This window comes from Geobacillus sp. E263, assembly GCF_007197795.1.
Classification (GTDB): domain Bacteria; phylum Bacillota; class Bacilli; order Bacillales; family Anoxybacillaceae; genus Parageobacillus_B; species Parageobacillus_B toebii.
In genome coordinates this window covers 3,161,982-3,184,924 of record NZ_CP041632.1, presented here as the reverse complement: position 1 = coordinate 3,184,924, position 22,943 = coordinate 3,161,982, and the positions used below count along the sequence as shown (strand labels likewise).

Here is a 22,943-nt window from a genome sequence, read left to right as displayed (position 1 = left end):
CGACGTGGCAGAAGCATATAAACAAGCGGGTGTGGATATTGAAGCAGGGTATAAGGCGGTCTCCTTGATGAAGCAGCATGTGCAAAAAACAATGCGCCCTGAAGTGCTCAGCGGATTAGGCGGTTTTGGCGGGATGTTCGATTTATCTTCACTCGGCTATCGCGAACCGGTGCTTATTTCCGGGACGGACGGAGTGGGGACAAAACTGAAAATCGCGTTTATGATGGACTGCCATGATACGATTGGAATCGATTGTGTGGCAATGTGTGTCAACGATATCGTTGTGCAAGGAGCAGAGCCGCTCTTTTTCCTTGACTATATCGCGTGCGGCAAAGCAATACCGGAAAAAATCGCGCAAATTGTCAAAGGAATCGCGGACGGCTGCGTCGAGGCCGGCTGTGCTCTTATTGGGGGAGAAACGGCGGAAATGCCGGGAATGTATGACGAAAATGAATATGATGTTGCCGGCTTTGCGGTCGGTATTGCCGAAAAGTCGAAGCTTGTTACCGGCAGTGCCATTCAAGCGGGAGATGCTCTCATCGGACTTGCATCAAACGGCATTCATAGCAACGGCTATTCGCTCGTTCGCCGCATCGTTTTCGAGCAGGCGAAACTTGCGCTTGATCGCGTCTATGAACCGCTTAGTGTTCCATTAGGAGAAGAACTATTAAAACCAACGCGCATTTACGTAAAGCCGCTTCTTCGTGTGATGAAACAATTTGAAATCAAAGGAATGGCGCATATTACTGGCGGCGGTTTTATAGAAAACATTCCACGTATGCTTCCGAAAGGATTAGGTGCGGAAATTGATTACGGTTCGTGGCCGATTCCGCCGGTTTTTGACCTCCTGCAAGAAAAAGGAAACCTTCTTCGCCGTGATATGTTTTCGATTTTTAATATGGGTATTGGCATGGTGCTGGCGGTAGATAGTGAAATGATTCATCCAGTGATCGCACGCTTAGAAGAACTTGGTGAGAAAGCGTATTTAATCGGCCGCGTGAAACAAGGAGAAGGCGTTTCGTTTGCCGGAGGGGCGATGTCATGAAAAATATCGCCATATTTGCTTCCGGCAGCGGAACGAATTTTCAAGCGATTGTCGACGCGGTGAAAAACGGAATTGTGCCAGCAAGAGTAGCGTTATTAGTATGCGACAAGCCGGGAGCGAAAGTGATCGAACGGGCGGAGCGGGAGCGAATCCCTACGTTCGTTTTTTCTCCGAAAGATTACGACTCAAAAGCCGAATTTGAACAAGCGATTTTAGCTGAGTTGCGAAAACACGAGATCGAATTTATCGCTCTTGCCGGTTATATGCGGCTCATTGGTCCAACATTGCTTGATGCATATGAAGGGAAAATCGTCAATATTCATCCTTCGCTGTTGCCGGCGTTCCCGGGAAAAGATGCGATTGGGCAGGCGTACCGCGCAGGAGTGAAAATAACTGGTGTGACGATCCATTATGTTGATGAAGGAATGGATACAGGACCAATCATTGCGCAACGCGCGATTGCCATTCACGAAGGAGAATCGCTAGCACAGCTAGAGGAGCGCATTCATGAAGTGGAACATGAGCTATATCCAGCTGTATTAAAAACATTACTCGAACATGATAGAAAGGATCGAGAATAATGGCAGTAAAACGGGCATTATTAAGTGTATCGAACAAAGAAGGAATCGTATCATTGGCGAAACAGTTAGTGGAACTCGGTGTGGAAATTATTTCAACAGGCGGAACGAAAAAAACGTTAGAAGAAGCGGGAGTTCCTGTCATAGGCATTTCTGATGTTACCGGATTTCCGGAAATTTTAGATGGGCGCGTCAAAACATTGCATCCGATGATCCATGGGGGACTTCTTGCGATTCGCGACAATGAGCGCCATCAAAGCGAGCTTCGCGAGCATCACATTACCCCAATTGACCTTGTTGTCGTCAATTTGTACCCGTTTCAACAAACGATCGCCAAAAGCGATGTGACGTTTGCCGAAGCGATCGAAAACATTGATATTGGCGGCCCGACGATGCTGCGGGCGGCGGCGAAAAACCATCAATATGTGACGGTTGTCGTTGACCCGGCCGACTATGATACGGTAGTGCAAGAACTAAAAAAACACGGAGATGTCTCGGTAGAAACGAAATTAAAGCTTGCGGCAAAAGTATTTCGCCATACAGCTGCGTACGATGCGATGATTGCGGAGTACTTAACGAATAAAACTGGAGAAGAGTATCCGGAATCATTGACGATCACTTTCGAGAAAAAACAAGCGTTGCGTTATGGGGAAAACCCTCACCAAACTGCGGCGTTTTACAAAAAACCGTTAGGCGCATCTTTCTCGATTGCCCAAGCAATGCAGCTGCATGGAAAAGAATTGTCATATAACAACATTAACGATGCGAATGCGGCATTGCAAATCGTCAAAGAATTTACCGAACCAGCCGCGGTGGCGGTGAAGCATATGAATCCGTGCGGTGTCGGTGTTGGCGCAACGATTTACGAAGCGTTCACCAAAGCGTACGAAGCGGATCCAACCTCGATTTTTGGCGGCATTATCGCTTTAAACCGTGAGGTCGATAAAGAAACTGCCGAAAAAATGCATGAAATCTTTTTAGAAATCGTGATTGCCCCATCGTTTAGCAAAGAAGCGCTTGATATTTTAACACAAAAGAAAAACATTCGCCTTCTTACCGTTGATTTCACGGCGCCAAACACGAAAGAGAAGCTGCTTGTTTCCGTACAAGGCGGATTGCTTGTTCAAGAAACGGATACGCATACGCTCGATGACGCGGAGATTAAAGTTGTAACGAAACGCGAGCCGACGGAACAAGAATGGGAAGCGTTGCGGTTTGCATGGAAAGTGGTGAAACATGTGAAATCGAACGCGATCGTGCTTGCAAAAGACGGAATGACCATCGGCATTGGTGCCGGTCAAATGAATCGCGTCGGCGCGGCGAAAATTGCGATTGAACAAGCAGGGGAAAAAGCAAAAGGAGCCGTGCTTGCCTCTGACGCGTTTTTCCCAATGGATGATACGGTGGAGGCGGCAGCGAAAGCAGGAATCACAGCAATCATCCAGCCAGGCGGCTCGATTCGCGACGCCGATTCGATCAAAAAAGCAGATGAATACGGAATTGCCATGGTCTTTACAGGAATCCGCCATTTTAAACATTAAGTTGGAGGGAATAACATGAAAGTGCTTATTATCGGACGCGGCGGCAGGGAGCATGCGATTGCCTGGAAAGCCGCGCAAAGCCCGCTCGTAAGTAGGTTATATGCCGCCCCAGGCAATCCGGGGATCGCTCAAGTCGCCGAGCTCGTTTCGATTGATGAGCAGGATGTCGAAGCGCTTGTTCAGTTTGCAAAACAAGAGGGTATCGATCTTACGATCGTCGGTCCGGAAGCCCCGTTGCTTGCCGGTATTGTCGACCGTTTTGTGGAGGAAGGGCTGCGCATTTTCGGGCCACGCAAAGAAGCGGCATTGATCGAAGGAAGCAAGGCGTTCGCGAAAGAGATGATGAAAAAGTACGGCATTCCAACGGCGGAACATGCAACTTTCACTTCGTATGAAGAAGCAAAAGCGTATGTCGAGAAAAAAGGAGCGCCGATTGTCATTAAAGCGGACGGATTAGCGGCAGGAAAAGGGGTTATCGTTGCTGCAACGCTGCCGGAAGCAATGGAAGCACTAAGCGCGATGATGGTCGAAAAACGATTCGGCGAAGCGAGCAAGCAAGTAGTAATTGAAGAATATTTGGAGGGCGAAGAATTTTCGTTCATGGCGTTTGTCCATGGAGAGCGCGTTTATCCGATGGTCATTGCCCAAGATCATAAGCGGGCATATGACAATGATCAAGGACCAAATACAGGCGGAATGGGGGCATACTCTCCTGTACCGCAAATTTCAGCACAAACGATTGATGCGGCGCTTTCGCAAATTATCAAGCCGATGGCGAAAGCGATGGCCGCGGAAGGCAGGCCGTTTACCGGCGTGCTGTACGCTGGATTAATGGAAACGAAACAAGGACCAAAAGTCATCGAGTTTAACGCGCGCTTTGGCGACCCGGAAGCGCAAGTCGTTTTGCCGCGTTTACAAAACGATTTGATTCAAGTGATTTTGGACTTGCTTGCGGACCGTGAAATAGAGCTTACATGGTCAGAAGAAGCAGTGATTGGCGTTGTCTTAGCAGCGAAAGGTTATCCAGGAAAATACGAGCGCGGAGCAGTTATTAAAGGATGGGAACAGTTAGGAGAAAGCGCACTGTTGTTCCACGCGGGAACGATGATGGAAAACGGCGCGTTATGCACAAACGGAGGACGCGTGTTGCTTGTTGCGGCGAAAGGGGAGACGCTAAAGCAAGCACAACAAACGGTATATGAGCGAATTTCGTATATTACATGCGATCAGCTGTTTTATCGCCGCGACATTGGAAATAAAGCTATCGAACGCGCTTTTTCCGCACGTACACAAATGCAAGGGCAATAATACCGCCGATGAGGGATGCAAGTACAAATGACATATCTGTTATATATTCGAGTAACATTTCGAACACTCCTTCGGAAAGACTGGCGTCATCAAGCGCCAGTCTCTTTTTTAAGTAGGATTGAACATCGTTTCATCTTTTATACGTATCGATTGCTCACGGCGATTATTTTCAAATAAAGCGGTCATTGGACAAAAACGTGTAATCCCTTCTCCTACTTTCATTGCGGCAAGCAGCGCAACAATGAGATAAGAAGCGCACCAAGGCCGTCTTGTCATTTTTGCCGTTGCCCATGCAAGCATGGTCAAACCAAAAGTAATACGAATGAGCGCATTGACGATACCGATATTAGCCATCTCCATTTTTCCCTCCTTTTTCATTGTGAAAGCGACTTTAATGCGGTAAAATGATTACATGGCATGATTAGGAAAAAAGGGGACGAGATATAGATGAGCGAACAACGTTATCGTTGGAAAAGCTACGAATTGCGTGAACATGTTGCGATTATTGATGGAAAAAAGTCACCGACAAAAGTGTTAACGAACGCGACTTATTTACATTCGTATTTTCGTGAATGGTTGAAAGGAAATATTTGGATATACAATGATCGAATTGTGTATGTCGGGGAACGGTTTCCCGATCGGGTCGATGATCAATGTGAAATCATCGATTGCGGCGGTTATATATTAGTTCCTGGTTATATTGAACCACATGCACATCCATTTCAATTATATAATCCCCATTCGTTTGCGCACTATGCATCGAAATATGGAACGACAACATTGATTAACGATAATTTATTCTTTTTGTTGCACTTATCAGATGATCAAGCCTTTTCTTTTTTAAAGAAAATGAATGCGCTTCCGTCATCGATGTACTGGTGGTGTCGATTGGATGGACAGACGGAGCTGGAGAAAGAAGAAGAACAGTTATCCAACGCCAGAGTAAAGCGGTGGCTGGAACAGGAAACGGTATTGCAAGGTGGCGAGCTAACAGGCTGGCCGAAGCTTCTTGCTGGGGATGATCTGATACTTCATTGGATTCAAGAAGCAAAGCGGCTAAGACGAAAAATTGAAGGGCATTTTCCTGGCGCTTCTGAGAAAACGCTTACAAAAATGATGCTTCTTGGTGCTGATAGCGATCATGAAGCGATGACAGGCAAAGAAGTATATATGCGGCTTTTGCACGGATATACCGTGTCATTACGCCATTCGTCCATTCGTCCGGATTTACCGATGCTTTTACAAGAAATAAAGGAACTTGGCATTCATCAGTATGATAAGTTCATTCTCACGACAGACGGATCGCCGCCATCGTTTTATGAAGAAGGGGTCATGGACCGCTTGATTCGCATTGCGTTGGAGCATGATGTTCCTGTTATTGACGCATACAATATGGCTACGGTGAACGTCGCTCGCCATTACGGAATAGAGCACCTTCACGGCAGCATTGCGACAGGTAGAATAGCAAACATTAACTTTTTGCGTGCGAAAGAAGCCCCGGCCCCTGTGCAAGTGCTTGCGAAAGGACAATGGGTAAAGCGAGAAGGAGAAGACTCAATTACATGGCCATCGATCTCGTGGAGCGACTATGGAATAGAGCCGCTTCGCTTATCTTGGCATTTAACAATGGATGATCTACAATTTTCGATGCCAATAGGAATGTATATGGAAAACTCGGTGATTATGAAGCCATATTCAATTTCGATCGATACTTCTCGTGACGAACTGTCCACCGATCATGATGAAAGCTTTTTAGCACTGATGGATCGCCATGGGAAATGGCGTGTCAATACGATATTGAAAGGGTTTGCTACGAATGTCCGCGGGCTTGTTAGCTCTTATTCGACTACAGGGGATATTATTTTAATCGGAAAAAGCAAGAAGGATATGTTTCTTGCTTTCCAACGAATGCGTGAAATCGGCGGTGGAATTGTGTTGGTGGAAAATGGTGAAATCATTCATGAAATTCCGCTATCTCTCCATGGCATGATGTCGAAACAAAGCGTAGAAGAGTTGATCGATGAGGAGAAAAAGTTCGTTGAATTATTAAAACAGCGCGGATATCGTTTTGTGGACCCAATTTATTCGCTATTCTTTTTACAATCGACACATTTGCCGTATGTGCGTATTACACAACGGGGAATTTATGATGTAATGAACAAAACAGTACTCTTTCCGCCGATAATGCGTTAAAATAGAAAAGAAAAAGGTTGTGTGGCTGTTGAGAAAACATTGGCTTATTTTATTTAGTGCACTATGCCTTTTCATGGGCGGTTGTATGCATGAAGTAAAAGCACCTCAGCCGAATCCGTCGCCCGTGGAAACACCAAAACAACCGGACATTTCCACACAGGAAGTGTTTCCGCTAACCGGGCTGCCAGCGGAAGGAGCGGTGAACCATCGCGTTATTGCGGTAATGGTGAACAATCATCCAAAAGCGCGGCCGCAGTCAGGACTGCAAAAGGCAGATATCGTTTATGAGGTGCTCGCTGAAGGGGATATTACACGGCTTTTAGCGTTATATCAAAGCGAATTTCCGAAAAAAGTAGGCCCTGTGCGCAGTGCGCGCGACTACTATATCGAGCTTAGCAATGGTTATCATGCTCTTTACGTTTGCCACGGTTGGAGTCCAGAGGCAAAAGCGATGCTGGAATCAGGGACAACCGATTATTTAAACGGTTTGTTCTACGACGGAACATTGTTTAAGCGTGTTTCCTTTCGAACAGCGCCGCATAATTCATATATTACGTTTGCCAATATCAAAAAGGGGGCGGCTGAGAAAGGATATTTGCTTCAAGATCATATTGATCCGCTTCCGTTTCGCATCGATGCCCCGAAAGGAGAACAGGCGGACAAGATCGACATTATTTATTCTCACCGTGGCTATGCTCAAGTGCAGTACAAATATGTGCCGGATCAAAAAAGCTATTTCCGCTATAGTGCGGGCGAACAAACCATTGATTATGATACGCATGATCCTATCCAAATTCAAAACGTATTGGTTATTGCGGCGAAGCATAATGTTATCGATTCATCGGGGCGACGCAGTATTGATCTAGTTTCTGGCGGAAGCGGATATTTATTTCAAAACGGAATCGTCAAACAAATCGAATGGAAAAATGTGAACGGGCGCATTTTGCCATATGAAAATGGAGCACCAGTCGGCTTTATGCCAGGCAAAACGTGGATCAATGTTGTTCCGGACTTAAACATAGTAAAGTGGTAAAGGAGGAGATGTTATGCAAATCGATAAATTACGCGGCAGGGAAGTGGACCAGCTGTTTAAAGCGATTCTTTCCCTGCGTGACTTAGAGGAGTGCTACCGCTTTTTTGACGATTTATGCACGGTCAATGAAATTCAATCGCTAGCACAGCGCCTAGAAGTAGCGCGTATGCTTCGCGAAGGATATACGTATCATAAAATTGAAACGGAAACAGGAGCGAGCACCGCGACGATTTCACGCGTGAAACGTTGTTTAAACTATGGAAACGACGCTTATGCAATGGCGTTAGACCGCATTAAAGAAGAAGAGAAACAACATTCCGAAGAAGCAAATAACGCACAGCAGAAGTAAGCAAGGAGATTCCTTCCAAAGAAAAGGAACTCCTTTTCTTTTTGCCGATTTGTTATAATGAAAAAATGGATAAATCAATGGAGGTTTTTCTATATGTACGATATTCGCCAATGGCGTCATGTGTTTAAGTTAGATCCAAACAAAGAAATTAGTGACGAACAGCTTGAACGCATTTGTGAATCAGGAACAGATGCAGTCATTGTCGGCGGAACGGACGATGTCACATTGGAAAACGTCCTGGAGCTTTTGGCGCGAATCCGCCGTTTTTCCGTTCCATGTGTCCTGGAAATATCAAATCTTGAGTCAGTGACACCGGGATTTGATTTTTATTTTGTCCCAATGGTACTAAACAGCCGCGAAAAGAAATGGATTATCGATTTGCATCATGAAGCGGTAAAACAATTTGGCGACATAATGAACTGGGATGAAATTTTTATGGAAGGGTATTGCATCTTACATAAAAATTGCAAAGCAGCAATGCTTACGGATGCGAATACGGAACTTCAAGAAGATGATGTTGTTGCATATGCGCGCATAGCGGAGCATATGTATCGGCTGCCAATTTTTTATTTAGAATATAGCGGTTCATACGGAAATCCTGAGCTAGTACAGCGCGTAAAACAAGTGTTGAAACAAACGCAATTGTTTTACGGCGGCGGAATCGAAACGGAAAAACAGGCAAAAGAAATGGCACAATATGCTGACACGATCGTCGTAGGCAATGTCATTTACGAAGATATAAAAAAGGCGCTTGCGACCGTAAAAGCAGTGAAACAGTAAATTTGTCGATATGAAAAAAGTGGTGTAAAATAGAACATATGTTTTCTGGTGGTGATCAATATGAATTTTTTGTCGGAAAAATTACTCGCTAACTTAAATGAACAGCAACAAGCAGCGGTAAAGACGACGGAAGGGCCGCTTCTCATTATGGCGGGGGCGGGGAGCGGGAAAACGCGTGTATTAACGCATCGGATCGCTTATCTAATGGCGGAAAAACGCGTCGCACCGTGGAATATTTTAGCGATTACATTTACAAATAAGGCGGCGCGTGAAATGAAGGAACGCGTGCAGGGACTTCTTGGCGGAGCAGCCGAGGAAATTTGGATTTCCACGTTTCACTCCATGTGTGTCCGCATTTTGCGCCGCGATATTGATCGCATCGGCATTGACCGCAATTTTTCCATTTTAGATACGACCGACCAACTCTCTGTTTTAAAAAATATTTTAAAAGAAAAAAACATCGATCCGAAAAAATTTGATCCACGCGCGATACTCGGCACGATCAGCAATGCGAAAAATGAATTGCTCACCCCTGAAAAGTTCGCGAAAAAGGTGAGCAGCTACTATGAAAAAATCGTCAGCGACGTATACGAAGAATATCAGAAGCGGCTTTTGCGCAACCATGCGCTCGATTTTGACGACTTAATTATGACAACCATTCAATTGTTTGAGCGTGTGCCGGAAGTGTTGGAACATTATCAATATAAATTTCAATACATTCATATTGACGAGTATCAAGATACAAACCGGGCGCAATATGTGCTTGTCAAAATGCTTGCGTCGCGTTTTAAAAACATATGTGTCGTTGGCGATGCGGATCAGTCGATTTACCGCTGGCGCGGAGCAGATATTCAAAACATTTTATCGTTTGAAAAAGATTATCCGAACGCGAAAGTCATCTTGCTTGAGCAAAACTATCGCTCCACCAAGCGGATTTTGCAAGCGGCAAACGAAGTCATTGAACACAACGTGAACCGTAAGCCGAAAAAACTATGGACGGAAAATCCGGAAGGACAAAAAATCGTCTATTACGAAGCGATGAACGAATCGGATGAAGCGCAATTTGTCGCTGGTAAAATAAAAGAATATGTGGACAGCGGAAAACGCCGATATTCTGATTTTGCCATTTTATATCGCACGAACGCTCAATCGCGGGTCATGGAAGAAGTGCTTTTGAAGTCGAACATTCCTTACCAAATTGTCGGCGGTTTGAAGTTCTATGACCGTAAAGAAATTAAAGATGTTTTGGCATATTTGCGGGTGATTGCAAACCCGAATGATGATATTAGTTTGCTGCGCATCATTAATGTGCCGAAACGCGGCATCGGTGTTTCCTCGATCGATAAAATCGTAAGCTATGCTTCCGAAAACGGATTATCGGTATTTGAAGCGCTCGGTGAACTAGAACATATCGGACTTTCTGCCCGCACCGCTGCTTCATTGATCGAATTTCGACGTCAGCTCGAACAATGGGCGCAGCTGCAAGAATATGTTTCTGTCACAGAACTAGTCGAAGAAGTGTTGGACAAGTCTGGTTATCGAGAGATGCTGAAAGCGGAAAAAACGTTGGAGGCGCAAAGCCGATTAGAAAACATCGATGAGTTTTTATCGGTAACGAAACATTTTGAAAATGTAAGCGAAGATAAGTCATTAATTGCGTTTTTAACAGACTTGGCATTAATTTCTGACATTGATCAGTTAAATGAAACAAACGGCGAAAATCAGGATGCGGTAGTGTTAATGACGCTCCATTCGGCAAAAGGGCTGGAATTTCCGGTTGTCTTTTTAATCGGGATGGAAGAAGGTATTTTTCCTCATAGCCGTTCACTTGACGATGAAGACGAAATGGAAGAAGAACGTCGCCTCGCTTACGTCGGGATCACCCGCGCGGAAGAAGAGCTGTTTTTAACGAGCGCGCAAATGCGGACATTGTTTGGATATACAAATATAAATCCGGTATCCCGTTTTATTCGCGAAATTCCAGAAGAGCTAGTGGAACGGGTAAACAAAAGAACGCCATGGACATCGGCCGCGGCGGGAAAACAAACGACTGTCCGTAAAATCGCAATCGCCTCTTCTACTGGCGGAGAAGCGATCCCTTGGAAAGTTGGAGATAAAGTCGAACATAAAAAATGGGGAATCGGCACCGTTGTCAGCGTTCGCGGAGAAGGAGATGATAAAGAGCTTGACATCGCGTTCCCAAGCCCGATTGGTATTAAACGGCTGCTTGCGAAATTTGCTCCGATTACAAAGGTGTAAGAAAGGAGAAACCGAAAATGGACCGACAAGCTGCGATGAAACGAATCGAAGAGCTTCGAGAGCTTTTAAATAAATACAATTATGAATACTATGTTCTGGACCGTCCGTCTGTACCGGATGCGGAATATGATCGGCTGATGCAAGAGCTCATCGCATTAGAAGAACAATATCCGGATTTAAAAACGAAAGACTCTCCGTCGCAGCGCGTGGGCGGGCAGGCGTTAGATGCGTTTCAAAAAGTGGAACATCGCACGCCGATGCTAAGCCTCGCAAACGCGTTTAACGAAGGTGATTTGCGCGATTTTGACCGCCGTGTGCGTCAAGAAGTCGGCGATGATGTCGCCTATGTGTGCGAGCTGAAAATCGATGGGCTGGCTGTTTCCGTCCGCTACGAAGACGGCTATTTTGTCCAAGGAGCGACACGCGGCGACGGGGTGACCGGCGAAGATATTACGGAGAACTTAAAAACGATTCGTTCCTTGCCGCTTCGTCTGAACGAACCCGTGACGTTGGAAGCGCGCGGCGAAGCCTACATGCCGAAAGCGTCGTTTGAGCGATTGAACGAACAGCGACGCAATCGCGGGGAAGAGCTGTTTGCCAATCCGCGCAACGCCGCCGCAGGTTCTTTGCGTCAGTTGGATCCGAAAATCGCCGCATCGCGTCACCTGGATTTATTTGTATACAGTCTCGCCAACGCGGAAGAATTAGGAATTGATTCTCATAGCGCGGCGCTCGATTATTTGCAGCAGCTTGGGTTTAAAACAAACCCGGAACGCCGCCGCTGTGCTAATATCGATGAAGTCATTCAATTTGTGAATGAATGGCATGAAAAACGCTCGCATCTACCTTATGAAATCGATGGGATTGTAGTGAAGGTGGATTCATTTGAGCAGCAAAAACAACTAGGTGCGACAGCGAAAAGTCCACGTTGGGCCGTTGCTTATAAATTCCCGGCTGAGGAAGTGGTAACGAAACTGATTGGCATCGAATTAAGCGTCGGACGCACAGGAGTCGTTACTCCGACAGCGATTTTAGAGCCGGTACGTGTAGCAGGTACAACGGTACAACGCGCCACCCTTCATAATGAGGATTTTATTCGCCAGAAAGATATCCGCATTGGTGATTCGGTCATCATCAAAAAAGCGGGGGATATTATTCCAGAAGTAGTGAATGTCGTGCCAGACCGGCGGACGGGAGAAGAAGTGCCGTTTGTCATGCCGACCCATTGCCCGGAATGTGCAAGTGAACTAGTTCGTTTAGATGGTGAAGTGGCGCTCCGGTGTATTAACCCGAAATGTCCAGCGCAAATTCGCGAAGGATTAATTCACTTCGTATCACGTCAAGCGATGAACATCGAGGGACTTGGCGAAAAGGTCATTTCCCAGCTATTCCGTGAAGGACTCATTCATGATGTTGCGGATATTTATCGATTGACGAAGGAGCAGCTCATCCCTTTAGAACGTATGGGGGAAAAATCGGTAGCCAATTTACTCCATGCCATTGAAGCGTCCAAACAAAATTCGCTAGAACGTCTTCTCTTCGGTCTCGGCATTCGCCATGTCGGCGCAAAAGCCGCCAAAGTGTTAGCGGAACATTTTGAAACAATGGATCGTCTGCAAACAGCGACAAAAGAAGAATTAATGGCAATTCACGAGATTGGTGAAAAAATGGCTGATTCGATTGTCACGTATTTTGCGAAACCGGAAGTAAAAGAACTTCTAAACGAACTGCGCGCTTACGGTGTCAACATGGAATACAAGGGCCCGAAAACGCCAAAACCTGGCGATGTTCATTCATATTTTGCAGGAAAAACAGTTGTATTAACAGGAAAACTCGAATCATTGTCGCGCAATGAGGCAAAAGAAAAAATTGAACAGCTTGGCGGCAAAGTCACTGGCAGTGTGAGCAAAAATACAGATTTAGTCATTGCCGGAGCAGATGCAGGCTCGAAGCTTGCGAAAGCACAGCAGCTTAACATCGAGATTTGGGATGAAGCGAGATTTCTTCAAGAAATTGAACAAAATAAGTAGGTGTGGAAAAATGAAGAAACGGATGATCATATTCACTGCACTTCTTCTTTTCCTTTCTTCCTGCGCTCCAAAATTTGATGAGGAAGAGGTAGTACAGAAGAAAGACAATAAGGAGCAAAAAGCAGTGATTCCAAAATATAACATTTCCGATTCTTATTACCGTGTTGTGCTGCCGTTTAAAGTCTCAGGAGCACGGGGAGAAGTAGTAGAAGATTTAAATACCCGTTTGGATGTGGATGAATTTGAAACAGGGCTTATGCGTGTAGCACAAGACCGCTTTTCTCCAGAAGAATATTTATTCCAAGAAGGGCAATATTTAGATAAAAAAACGGTGAAACGTTGGCTGAAAAGAGAACGGACTCCTAGTCAGCTGAAAAGAGAAAAGATGAAGCCTTCCGAAAACGTCGGCTTAAATCCACCTATTAGCGACAGCGGAACGAATGAAGAAAAAAATAAAAAAAGCCCGATTTATTTAGCAAGCATTTTGGAGCATGATTATTTAGTCAAAACGAGTGACAATAAAGTAAAATTAGGCGGAGTAGCCATTGGATTAGCATTAAATTCCGTTCATTACTACGAAACGGAACAAGGCTATCCGCGCGAGGTAAAAATCAAAGATGATGTTATTGAAAAGGAAGGAAAACGAATCGCAGCGGAAGTTCTTTCCCGCCTTCGCCATATCAAAGAGTTGAAAGAGGTTCCGATTACGATCGCGCTGTTCAAACAAGCGCCAAAATCTTCGGTTATTCCAGGCAACTTTTTCGCTGTTGCGCATGTGGATGAAGGAAGCGATACGATTGACGAATGGAAAGCCATTCATGAAGAGTACTATTTATTTCCATCCGATGAAGCGCAAAAAAACCATCGGGATGACTGGTTAAAGTTTAACAATTTTAAATCGGATATTGAGGAATTTTTCCCAAATTACACAGGAGTTGTCGGAAAAGCGCTATACCGTAATGATCAACTGCAACAGCTGACGATTAACATCTCGATGCCGTTTTACGGAAAAGCGGAAGTGATAGGATTTACCCAATATGTGACAGGCTTGGTCATGGAAAAGTTTCCGAATTATATTAATGTAAACGTCTATATTTCTTCTGTAGGTGGACCGGAAAGCATTATTATTCGTCAAGCGAAGGCAGATCAACCGTTTGTTCATATTTACCAATAATTTTTTTGCTTTTGCAAAAAATTGAATAACTTTTCTTTTTAATTAGGCGAGAAGACTCCCACTTCAACGAAGCGAAGCGGAGTAAGTGGGAGATGAATCGCCTTAACTATATTTTGCTGAAAATAGGATAGATTCAGTAAAATATAGTATAATATAGTTAGATGGGAGGTGAAAACATGTATTTTTGTATCAAACAACAGCTAAATGGTTTGACCAAAGAAGAATACTTGACTCTTCGAGAACTGTGCCATATTGCCAAGAACATGTACAACGTCGGATTGTACAATGTCAGACAATACTATTTTGAACACAAGGAATTTCTTAATTATGAGAAAAACTATCATCTTGCAAAAACGAACGAAAACTATAAGCTGTTGAACAGCAACATGGCACAGCAAATTTTAAAAAAGGTTAATGAGGCTTTTAAATCTTTCTTTGGCTTAGTAAAACTAGCCAAACAAGGCAAATATGACTACAAGGCTATCAGTATCCCAAAATATCTTAAAAAAGATGGCTTTCATTCACTAATCATTGGTCAAATTCGTATAGACGGCAACAAATTCACGATACCGTATTCGAATCTGTATAAAAAGACTCATAAGCCTATCACGATAACGATTCCGCCTGTGTTACTGGACAAAAAGATTAAGCAGATTGAAATCATTCCTAAACATCATGCCAGGTTCTTTGAGATTCAGTACAAATATGAAATGCCTGAAGATCAAAGAGAATTAAATGACCAAAAAGCACTGGCGATTGATTTAGGAGTGAATAATCTTACCACTTGTGTCACATCAGACGGCAGATCGTTCATCATTGATGGGCGGAGATTAAAAAGTATTAATCAATGGTTTAACAAAGAAAATGCCAGACTTCAAAGCATTAAAGATAAGCAAAAAATCAAAGGTACAACCCGTAAACAAGCTTTGCTTGCTATGAATCGCAATAATAAAGTGAATGATTATATCAACAAGACTTGCCGTTACATCATAAACTACTGTATTGAAAATCAAATTGGCAAACTTGTCATTGGCTATGCTGAAACATTGCAGCGCAATATGAATCTAGGAAAAAAGACAAATCAAAACTTTGTCAATATTCCTCTCGGTAACATAAAAGAAAAACTAGAATATCTTTGTAAATTTTACGGCATTAAATTCTTCAAACAGGAAGAGTCATATACGTCTAAAGCCAGCTTTTTTGACGGGGATGAGATTCCTGAATATAATGCCGACAATCCAAAAGAATATAAGTTCAGTGGCAAACGTATTAAGCGAGGTTTGTATCGAACAAAGTCCGGCAAACTAATCAATGCTGATGTAAATGGTGCATTAAACATCTTAAAGAAAAGTAAAGCTGTAGACCTGAGTGTCTTATGCTCTAGCGGCGAAGTGGACACGCCTCAAAGAATAAGGATTGCTTAAAGCAGTCAAACTTCTTTGGAAGCCCCCACTTCAAATTTTCGCTAGAAATTAAGTGGGGGTAGTTCACCCGTTAGAATGATAGATGTAGGCTGTAAACGCTTTTTTCGTAATCTGACCAAAGGGGGAAAATCATTGATGGTACAACCTTATAAGCATGAACCACTTACAGACTTTACCGTAGAAGCGAATCGAAAAGCGTTTGAAGAGGCGTTGAAAAAAGTCGAGGCGGAACTTGGCAAAGACTATCCTTTAATTATTGGCGGTGAACGGGTTACAACCGACGAGAAAATCGTTTCAATTAACCCTGCGAATAAGACAGAAGTAATCGGCCGTGTGTCGAAAGCGAATAAAGAACTTGCGGAAAAAGCGATGAAAGTTGCCGATGAAGCGTTTAAATGGTGGAGCAAAACCAAACCAGAGGCGCGTGCCGATATTTTGTTCCGCGCTGCTGCGATTGTGCGCCGCCGCAAACATGAATTTTCGGCATTGATGGTAAAAGAGGCAGGAAAACCGTGGAAAGAAGCAGATGCGGATACGGCGGAAGCGATTGACTTTATGGAATATTACGCTCGCCAAATGTTGAAATTAAAAGACGGCGTTCCGGTAGAAAGCCGTCCTGGGGAAACAAACCGTTTCTTCTATATTCCGCTTGGCGTCGGCGTCGTGATCTCACCATGGAACTTCCCATTTGCGATCATGGCGGGAACAACAGTTGCAGCGCTTGTCACTGGCAACACCGTTCTCTTGAAGCCAGCAAGCGCCACACCAGTTGTCGCTTATAAATTTGTGGAAGTACTAGAAGAAGCAGGGCTTCCTGCGGGAGTATTAAACTACATTCCAGGAAGCGGTGCGGAAGTTGGCGATTACTTAGTAGACCATCCGCGCACTCGCTTTATTAGCTTCACTGGTTCCCGAGATGTCGGCATCCGCATTTATGAGCGTGCGGCGAAAGTGCATCCAGGCCAAATTTGGCTCAAACGCGTTATCGCCGAAATGGGCGGTAAAGATGGTATTGTTGTCGACAAGGAAGCGGATCTAGAATTAGCAGCACAATCGATTGTCGCATCGGCGTTCGGTTTCTCCGGCCAAAAATGTTCGGCTTGCTCGCGCGCCATTATCGTCGAAGATGTGTATGATCAAGTATTAAATCGTGTTGTCGAGTTGACAAAGCAATTAAAAGTCGGCGATCCAGCGGAACAAAGCACATTTATGGGTCCAGTCATCGACCAATCGGCATACAACAAAATTATGGAATATATCGAAATCGGCAAAAAAGAAGGACGTCTCATGACAGGCGGCGAAGGGGACGATTCCAAAGGCTTCTTCATTCAACCAACCGTATTTGCTGATGTCGATCCAAATGCTCGCATCATGCAAGAAGAAATTTTTGGTCCAGTTGTCGCGTTTACGAAAGCGAAAGATTTCGATCATGCGCTTGAAATTGCCAACAACACCGAATACGGCTTAACTGGCGCCGTCATCTCCCGCAACCGCGCCAACCTTGAAAAAGCGCGCGAAGAATTCCATGTCGGCAACCTTTACTTCAACCGCGGCTGCACGGGTGCGATCGTTGGTTACCAACCGTTCGGCGGCTTCAACATGTCCGGTACGGACTCGAAAGCGGGCGGTCCTGATTACTTAATTCTTCATATGCAAGCAAAAACAGTATCGGAAATGTTTTAATGAAAAACCCTCTCTGCGCAGGCAGGGAGGGTTTTTTGTGCTGGTGCGGTTCCTTGAATTTAAACATTTTTTATTGATTCTAACGTTACGTGAAGTTTTATGATAGTGTCAGAAGGGGGAGAACGATGAAAAAGGTGTATCCAATCGGTGAGTTTGCGAAAAAAACAGGCCAAACAATACGAACTCTTCACGAGAACATCCGCCGGAAGCCCACTGCTTTAGCTGTGGAAGGAAGGCGGGGTTTATATTTTCAGTATATATTGAATTTTTTGTTCAATATAAGTACACTGGATTTAGAAAGGTAGGTGAATCAAGAATGCTCTGCACTCTCAAGATTAAATTAATGCCAACTCTTGAACAGTTTCATGCGCTGCTGGAAACAATGAAACGGTTTAACCAAGCATGCAACTATATTAGCGAGATTGCTTTTCGCTCCAGAACCTTTTCCAAAACGAAAATCCAGCGGCTTTGCTACTATGACGTCAGGGAAAAATTTGGCCTCTCTGCCCAAATGACCGTTCGTGCCATCGGCAAAGTGTCGGAAAGCTATCGTTTGGATAAAAAAACCTTGCATAACTTTAAAGAAACCGGTGCCATCGTGTATGATGAAAGAATCCTGTCCTTTAAAGGGTTAGAGTATGCTTCCATCCTTACCTTGCAAGGAAGAATGGAAATCCCTATGGTCATTAGCCGCTACCATCAAGGTTTGCTGTGCGGCAACCGTGTTCGGGGTCAAGCCGATTTAGTCCTTCAAAACGGTATTTTTTATTTACTGCTCGTGGTGGACGTTCCCGAAGGCCAGCCCAATTCCGAAAACGGATTTATCGGTGTGGACCTTGGCATCATTAATATCGCCGTCGATAGCACCGGTGAGGTATTTTCCGGCTCGAAGGTCAACGGGCTGCGCCGCCGCCATGCGAAACTTCGCGCCAAACTCCAAAAGAAAGGCACCAAGTCAGCGAAACGCCTGCTTAAAAAGCGTTCCAAGAAGGAAAAACTATTTGCCCGTGATGTGAACCACTGCATTAGCAAGAAGATTGTTGAAAAGGCAAAGGCACTCGGATGCGGCATTGCCCTTGAAGATTTAAAGGGCATCCGCCAACGCACCGAGAAAACGGTTAAAAAGCAACAGCGTCGTCAACACTCTTCTTGGTCTTTTTATCAGTTGAGAAAGTTTATTGAGTATAAAGCGGCGATCGCTGGCGTGCCGGTGGTATTGGTTCATCCAAAAAATACTTCCCGCACCTGTCCGGTTTGCGGACATGTGGCCAAAGAAAACAGACCGTCAAGGGATCAGTTTTGTTGTCGAGCTTGTGGGTACGCTGCCCCTGCCGACAACGTGGCTGCGGAAAACATCCGCAGGGCTGCTGTCAACCAGCCGAACGCGGCAGCCAATTAGGCTAGTTGCAAGCCCACGGCTTTAGCCCGTTGGGTAGTTGACTATTATGATGAAATAGGAATTTTGAAACCGTCGCATGTATCGAGTTCTGGACGCCGATTTTACAGTGAAGATGAGATCATTGCATTGCAAAAGATTGTGGCACTGAAGTTTTTAGGTTTTTCCCTTGAAGAAATCAAAAGTTTCATGCAAGAAGAGAAATGGGATTTAAAAGAATCGCTTGCTTTTCAAAGAAGAAGAGGAATGGGTGGCAAAAGCGGTGAAGATATTTTTAGAGAAAAAAGGAGTAGATTGGAATGAAGAAGAATCGTGATATGCCGATAGACAATTGGCAATCTTTCTGGGAGTTAATCAAGAGCACGAATCCGCCAAAATGGGTTTTTGTCACTGCTATTACTCTTAGTTTGATCGAGACAGGGGTTGGACTCATCGTACCATGGTTTACGAAATCTCTTGTTGACCAGATCGCTGCATCTACGGTAGAACCATCGATTATTATTTTACTTGCGGCTTCATTTATTTTGCAAACGATCACTTCCGGATTTTCTTATTACTTTCTCACCTATATTGGAGAATATGTGGTTGCAGCAATTCGCAAAAAGCTTTGGAATCAAGTTTTATTATTGCCTATTTCTTTTTTCGACAATCACCAATCTGGAGAAACGATGAGCCGAATTACTCAAGACACCAACACGGTAAAAATGCTAATCACCCAACATTTAGTTACATTTCTGACTGGATTCATTTCCGTTGCAGGGGCTGTTAGCATCCTGCTTATTATCGACTGGAAAATGACCCTTATGATGGTGACGGCTGTCCCAGTTTCAATCCTTATTCTCTGGCCGCTTGGGCAAAAAATGTACAAAATTTCAAAAGCCACCCAAGATGAAATGGCCAGTTTTTCAGCCAATCTTGGCAGAGTGTTATCCGATATTCGACTTGTAAAAGCGTATTGTGCAGAGAAAGAAGAGCAAAAAAACGGGGAACTAGGGATTCTTCATCTTTTTCAATTCGGTCTAAAAGAAGCAAGAATACAAGCTGTCATTTCCCCTTTTATGACATTTGTGATGATGTTTGTTTTAGTCATTTTGATCGGTTATGGCGGCGTTCGTGTAGCCTCAGGCACGCTTTCATCCGGCTCTCTTGTCGCCATCATTATTTACATGGTTCAAATCGTTGTCCCTTTTAGTCAGATGGCTGTATTTTTCACCTCATTTCAAAAAGCAATGGGGGCAACAGAACGAATCCAACGCATTTTATCCTTAGAGAAAGAACCAAACGGCAGCTTGCCTGCGGTGCAAAATCCTGAGCAAGACATACATTTCCGAAATGTTTCCTTTTCTTATAAAAAGGGGGAGCCTGTACTCAAACAAGTAACGCTCACTATTCCTTCAGGGAAAACAACAGCTATTGTTGGTCCGAGCGGCGCCGGAAAAACGACATTGTTTGCTTTGTTAGAACGATTTTACACGCCAGATGAAGGAGAAATATTGCTAGGGGAAACCAATATTGAAGATTTTGACTTGTATTCGTGGCGCAGTCAAATCAGCTACGTCTCACAAGAAAGTCCAATGATGTCAGGAACGATACGTGACAATATTTGTTATGGGCTCAATAGAGACGTTTCCGATGAAGAAATAGAACGAGCAGCCAAACTGGCAAATGCAGCGGAATTTATCGAGCGGCTTCCAAACGGATATTTGACGGAAGTTGGGGAACGGGGAATCAAATTATCAGGTGGACAGCGGCAGAGAATTGCCATTGCCCGCGCTCTTATCCGCAATCCAAAAATTCTTCTCCTTGACGAAGCAACCTCAAACCTAGACAGCTCATCAGAAGTTCTTGTTCAAAAGGCCTTGCAGCGGCTAATGGAAGGAAGAACAACACTTGTCATTGCTCATCGGCTCTCAACCGTTATCAACGCAGACCAAATCGTTGTATTAGAGAATGGGACCATCACCGGAGTCGGAACACATAGCGAATTGCTGCAAACCCATCCGCTCTACAGAGAACTGGCCGAACAACAACTGCAAACCATATTGGAGCAACCATAAAAAGGAGGACGGGTGCGGCTTCCATGTTAAACACTTTTATACTCAAGTCTTCTTCTGCCACTTTACTGCAAGATGTTCAATTTTTACTCTCATTGCTAAGCAATGCAATGGATAATCCATTGCATTCTCCCGCTGCATCATTTGCAAAAAAAGATTCCGAATCATTTCCTGGAATATGGTGATCAAGCCAAGAGATCGCAATGAAGTGATTTAATGAACCTATCGAGGCTTCCTCCTTTTTGAAAAAGTTTAAAAGCGCGGATTGGCCCTTCTCTGTTGCTATAGGGAGGGGCTTTTTTATGTTATGGCGTAAAACACTATTTTGTGCTCATACTCCGCCAAAAATGGCGGGGTTCCGCCACAAGTTGGTGGTGAAAAAATGATCGTTTTGATTTACATTTATAGTATAGGAATCATAAAAAAACGAACAAGGGAGGGGATTTTATGTTCAAAAAAGGTTATTTATCTATTCTTTCGCTAGTTATGGGATTCACTTTCTTCTCAACTAATACTTTTGCAGCTACTGATATCGTTGATAATGATGCTTTAAGCAGTGCCCCTGGATACTCTGAACAAAAGGGAAATTGGACCTACAAGACAGGTTCTGGATACTACAATGATTATCGGATCGTTTCAGCAACCGTTAATGGCTTTGATACTGATTATGCGTATATTTGGAGATTTTATGCACACGACAAAAATGCCGCTCATTATGTCTACTTAAACAATAAAGATTTTACAAATCCAAGAACAGCTTATCAAATAGATGAGTTTGGTGGTATTGTTTATATTAACCAAAATACAGCACCTGGTGGTTGGAATTTTCTTAAAACCCATAAAGAGTGGAATCATATGATTGTAATTAACACATCTTTAACTACCAAGTTAGGAAATGTGGGAGCAGATGCTACAAAAATTACTTATTAATTAGGGGTGAGTGCTTTGAAGGAAAAATTTTTGATTGCTGGAGTTGCTAGTGTGGTATTAGCCGTTTCATTGGTGGTATATAATGGTACAGATATTGCTGGAAACCAAGACAACGTGGCTCGGGCAAGCGCAAATATTCAAAAAGTAAAAGTGCAAAATACAAGTGAACAAAAAACTAAACTTCAAACCTTGATGTTAAATTCTATTGACCATTATAAAACTGCAAAAGGATCGTTTGAATATTTTAGTGAATCAGGTAAGTTCCATATCATTGTAGATTATCAAACAGATCTTTCTGACAGCCCCAAATCTTATGAAAAAGTGCGAGGGCTGGCTACAGAAAATAATAATGGTATAACTACTGCAGCTGAACCAGGCTATGAAGTGAGTGTATATGATGGAGAAAATTTGATTAATTACAATAGTGGTTCTAGTGATTATCAAACGAATAGTGTTACTAAAAGCAATATTCCTACAAAAGTTGTAGTAAAAGTGGGAAAAGTAAGCGAAAAGGAACGTAATTATTTAAAAAACGCAAGCATCCATGAACGGATTACTACAGTAGATGGAGAAAAAGCCTACATACACAGAATAGATCCGTCCTATATGGGGATAGCGAAGACTTCTTTATTTCCAGAAGATATAGCAATGGGATTTTTAGCAGATGATACACTATGGGATATTACAGGGCAGGAAAATATAGCAGGAGTCAAGACGGTAGTAATAGAAGGTAAACTGAATAGTGAGTATTCAAAACGATATAACGCAAAAACTTTCAAATTAAATATAGAGCCAAACACTGGAATAATGATACAAATGGAGGTTTTTGATTCTTCAGGCACCATTAAAGAATCAATAAAAACAAAAAATATTGAAATTAATAAAAGTTTAGATACTAAGTTATTCAAAAGTTTTTAACAATTCTGTTTCATGAAAGCCCATTATAAAATTAATCAAGTAGGTGGATCGTATTGTAAGGTATGGGTTTTTTAACTCAAATGAGATGCACATCCAAGCAAAAATAGCGTATGAATGGTTAAAACCTAAGGGCCTCTTTGCAAATGGCAAAGGGGTTTTGTCGATATGGAGAAGGAATTTTACAAATTTTATTTTGATTTATCTATTTGGAAATATTTATATTAATATATTGAAAAATTATGAAAAAA

The 22,943-nt window shown here is 43.5% G+C and carries 19 protein-coding genes and 1 pseudogene; 18 read left to right on the top strand and 2 right to left on the bottom strand.

Features of this window, described 5'->3' with window-relative positions; all coding sequences use genetic code 11:
• Positions 1–4 precede the first annotated feature (4 nt).
• Genes purM through purD form a run of 4 tightly spaced genes read left to right on the top strand, consistent with a single transcriptional unit; the run spans position 5 to position 4,472 of the window.
• The gene (gene purM, locus FNL97_RS16230; protein WP_143416186.1) at positions 5–1,045 is read left to right on the top strand and encodes a phosphoribosylformylglycinamidine cyclo-ligase; all 1,041 of its coding nucleotides are present in this window, start codon (positions 5–7) and stop codon (positions 1,043–1,045) included.
• Positions 1,042–1,626, top strand: coding sequence for a phosphoribosylglycinamide formyltransferase (gene purN / locus FNL97_RS16225; protein ID WP_108430249.1), 585 nt, complete (start codon positions 1,042–1,044; stop codon positions 1,624–1,626). Before purM ends, purN begins: the two co-directional genes overlap by 4 nt.
• Positions 1,626–3,164: a bifunctional phosphoribosylaminoimidazolecarboxamide formyltransferase/IMP cyclohydrolase gene (gene purH, locus FNL97_RS16220; RefSeq protein WP_012749009.1), complete on the top strand. Its 1,539-nt coding sequence runs from the start codon at positions 1,626–1,628 to the stop codon at positions 3,162–3,164. The genes purN and purH overlap by 1 nt, the downstream gene beginning before the upstream one ends.
• A gap of 15 nt (positions 3,165–3,179) precedes the next feature.
• Positions 3,180–4,472 carry a phosphoribosylamine--glycine ligase gene (gene purD / locus FNL97_RS16215; protein WP_143416185.1) on the top strand — a complete coding sequence of 431 codons (1,293 nt, stop codon included), beginning with the start codon at positions 3,180–3,182 and terminating at the stop codon, positions 4,470–4,472.
• On the opposite strand, the gene FNL97_RS18780 is transcribed toward purD, so the two are convergent.
• Positions 4,426–4,530 carry an EYxxD motif small membrane protein gene (locus FNL97_RS18780; protein ID WP_353620314.1) on the bottom strand — a complete coding sequence of 35 codons (105 nt, stop codon included), beginning with the start codon at positions 4,528–4,530 and terminating at the stop codon, positions 4,426–4,428. The two genes, purD and FNL97_RS18780, sit on opposite strands and share 47 nt — an antisense overlap.
• Before the next feature lie 50 nt (positions 4,531–4,580).
• Positions 4,581–4,826 carry a YgaP family membrane protein gene (locus FNL97_RS16210; protein WP_041269786.1) on the bottom strand — a complete coding sequence of 82 codons (246 nt, stop codon included), beginning with the start codon at positions 4,824–4,826 and terminating at the stop codon, positions 4,581–4,583.
• A gap of 93 nt (positions 4,827–4,919) precedes the next feature.
• Here FNL97_RS16210 and FNL97_RS16205 point away from each other — a divergent pair, with 93 nt between their 5' ends.
• The 14 genes and pseudogenes from FNL97_RS16205 (at position 4,920) to FNL97_RS16135 (ending at position 22,695) form a co-directional block, all read left to right on the top strand.
• Complete coding sequence (locus FNL97_RS16205) at positions 4,920–6,665, top strand: adenine deaminase C-terminal domain-containing protein (protein ID WP_143416184.1); 1,746 nt, start codon at positions 4,920–4,922, stop codon at positions 6,663–6,665.
• An 85-nt stretch (positions 6,666–6,750) separates the two neighbouring features.
• Entirely contained in the window at positions 6,751–7,698 is a 948-nt protein-coding gene (locus FNL97_RS16200; protein WP_286173409.1) for a DUF3048 domain-containing protein, read from the top strand.
• Between the two features lie 13 nt (positions 7,699–7,711).
• Complete coding sequence (locus FNL97_RS16195; RefSeq protein ID WP_062755932.1) at positions 7,712–8,047, top strand: YerC/YecD family TrpR-related protein; 336 nt, start codon at positions 7,712–7,714, stop codon at positions 8,045–8,047.
• Positions 8,048–8,140: 93 nt separating this feature from the next.
• Positions 8,141–8,827 (top strand): heptaprenylglyceryl phosphate synthase, encoded by a 687-nt coding sequence (pcrB, locus tag FNL97_RS16190; RefSeq protein WP_097354049.1) that lies wholly within the window; start codon positions 8,141–8,143, stop codon positions 8,825–8,827.
• A gap of 60 nt (positions 8,828–8,887) precedes the next feature.
• The gene (pcrA, locus tag FNL97_RS16185; RefSeq protein WP_143416183.1) at positions 8,888–11,086 is read left to right on the top strand and encodes a DNA helicase PcrA; all 2,199 of its coding nucleotides are present in this window, start codon (positions 8,888–8,890) and stop codon (positions 11,084–11,086) included.
• Between the two features lie 17 nt (positions 11,087–11,103).
• Positions 11,104–13,116: an NAD-dependent DNA ligase LigA gene (gene ligA, locus FNL97_RS16180; protein WP_143416182.1), complete on the top strand. Its 2,013-nt coding sequence runs from the start codon at positions 11,104–11,106 to the stop codon at positions 13,114–13,116.
• Between the two features lie 10 nt (positions 13,117–13,126).
• Positions 13,127–14,290 (top strand): CamS family sex pheromone protein, encoded by a 1,164-nt coding sequence (locus tag FNL97_RS16175; RefSeq protein WP_089096766.1) that lies wholly within the window; start codon positions 13,127–13,129, stop codon positions 14,288–14,290.
• 176 nt (positions 14,291–14,466) lie between these two features.
• A complete protein-coding gene (locus FNL97_RS16170) occupies positions 14,467–15,714 on the top strand; it encodes an RNA-guided endonuclease InsQ/TnpB family protein (RefSeq protein WP_143416181.1) in 1,248 nt (415 codons plus the stop codon).
• A 135-nt stretch (positions 15,715–15,849) separates the two neighbouring features.
• A complete protein-coding gene (gene pruA, locus FNL97_RS16165) occupies positions 15,850–17,397 on the top strand; it encodes an L-glutamate gamma-semialdehyde dehydrogenase (RefSeq protein ID WP_143416180.1) in 1,548 nt (515 codons plus the stop codon).
• 316 nt (positions 17,398–17,713) lie between these two features.
• Positions 17,714–18,796, top strand: a complete 1,083-nt coding sequence (locus FNL97_RS16155) for an RNA-guided endonuclease InsQ/TnpB family protein (RefSeq protein WP_015863580.1) — start codon at positions 17,714–17,716, stop codon at positions 18,794–18,796.
• 45 nt (positions 18,797–18,841) lie between these two features.
• Positions 18,842–19,096 (top strand): annotated as a pseudogene (locus FNL97_RS16150) (MerR family transcriptional regulator); the annotation flags it as partial.
• Positions 19,093–20,850, top strand: coding sequence for an ABC transporter ATP-binding protein (locus FNL97_RS16145; RefSeq protein WP_143416177.1), 1,758 nt, complete (start codon positions 19,093–19,095; stop codon positions 20,848–20,850). The pseudogene FNL97_RS16150 and the gene FNL97_RS16145, both read left to right, overlap by 4 nt.
• A 444-nt stretch (positions 20,851–21,294) precedes the next feature.
• A complete protein-coding gene (locus FNL97_RS16140) occupies positions 21,295–21,777 on the top strand; it encodes a hypothetical protein (protein WP_003253294.1) in 483 nt (160 codons plus the stop codon).
• 6 nt (positions 21,778–21,783) lie between these two features.
• Positions 21,784–22,695, top strand: a complete 912-nt coding sequence (locus FNL97_RS16135; protein ID WP_035502515.1) for a hypothetical protein — start codon at positions 21,784–21,786, stop codon at positions 22,693–22,695.
• Positions 22,696–22,943: the final 248 nt, after the last annotated feature.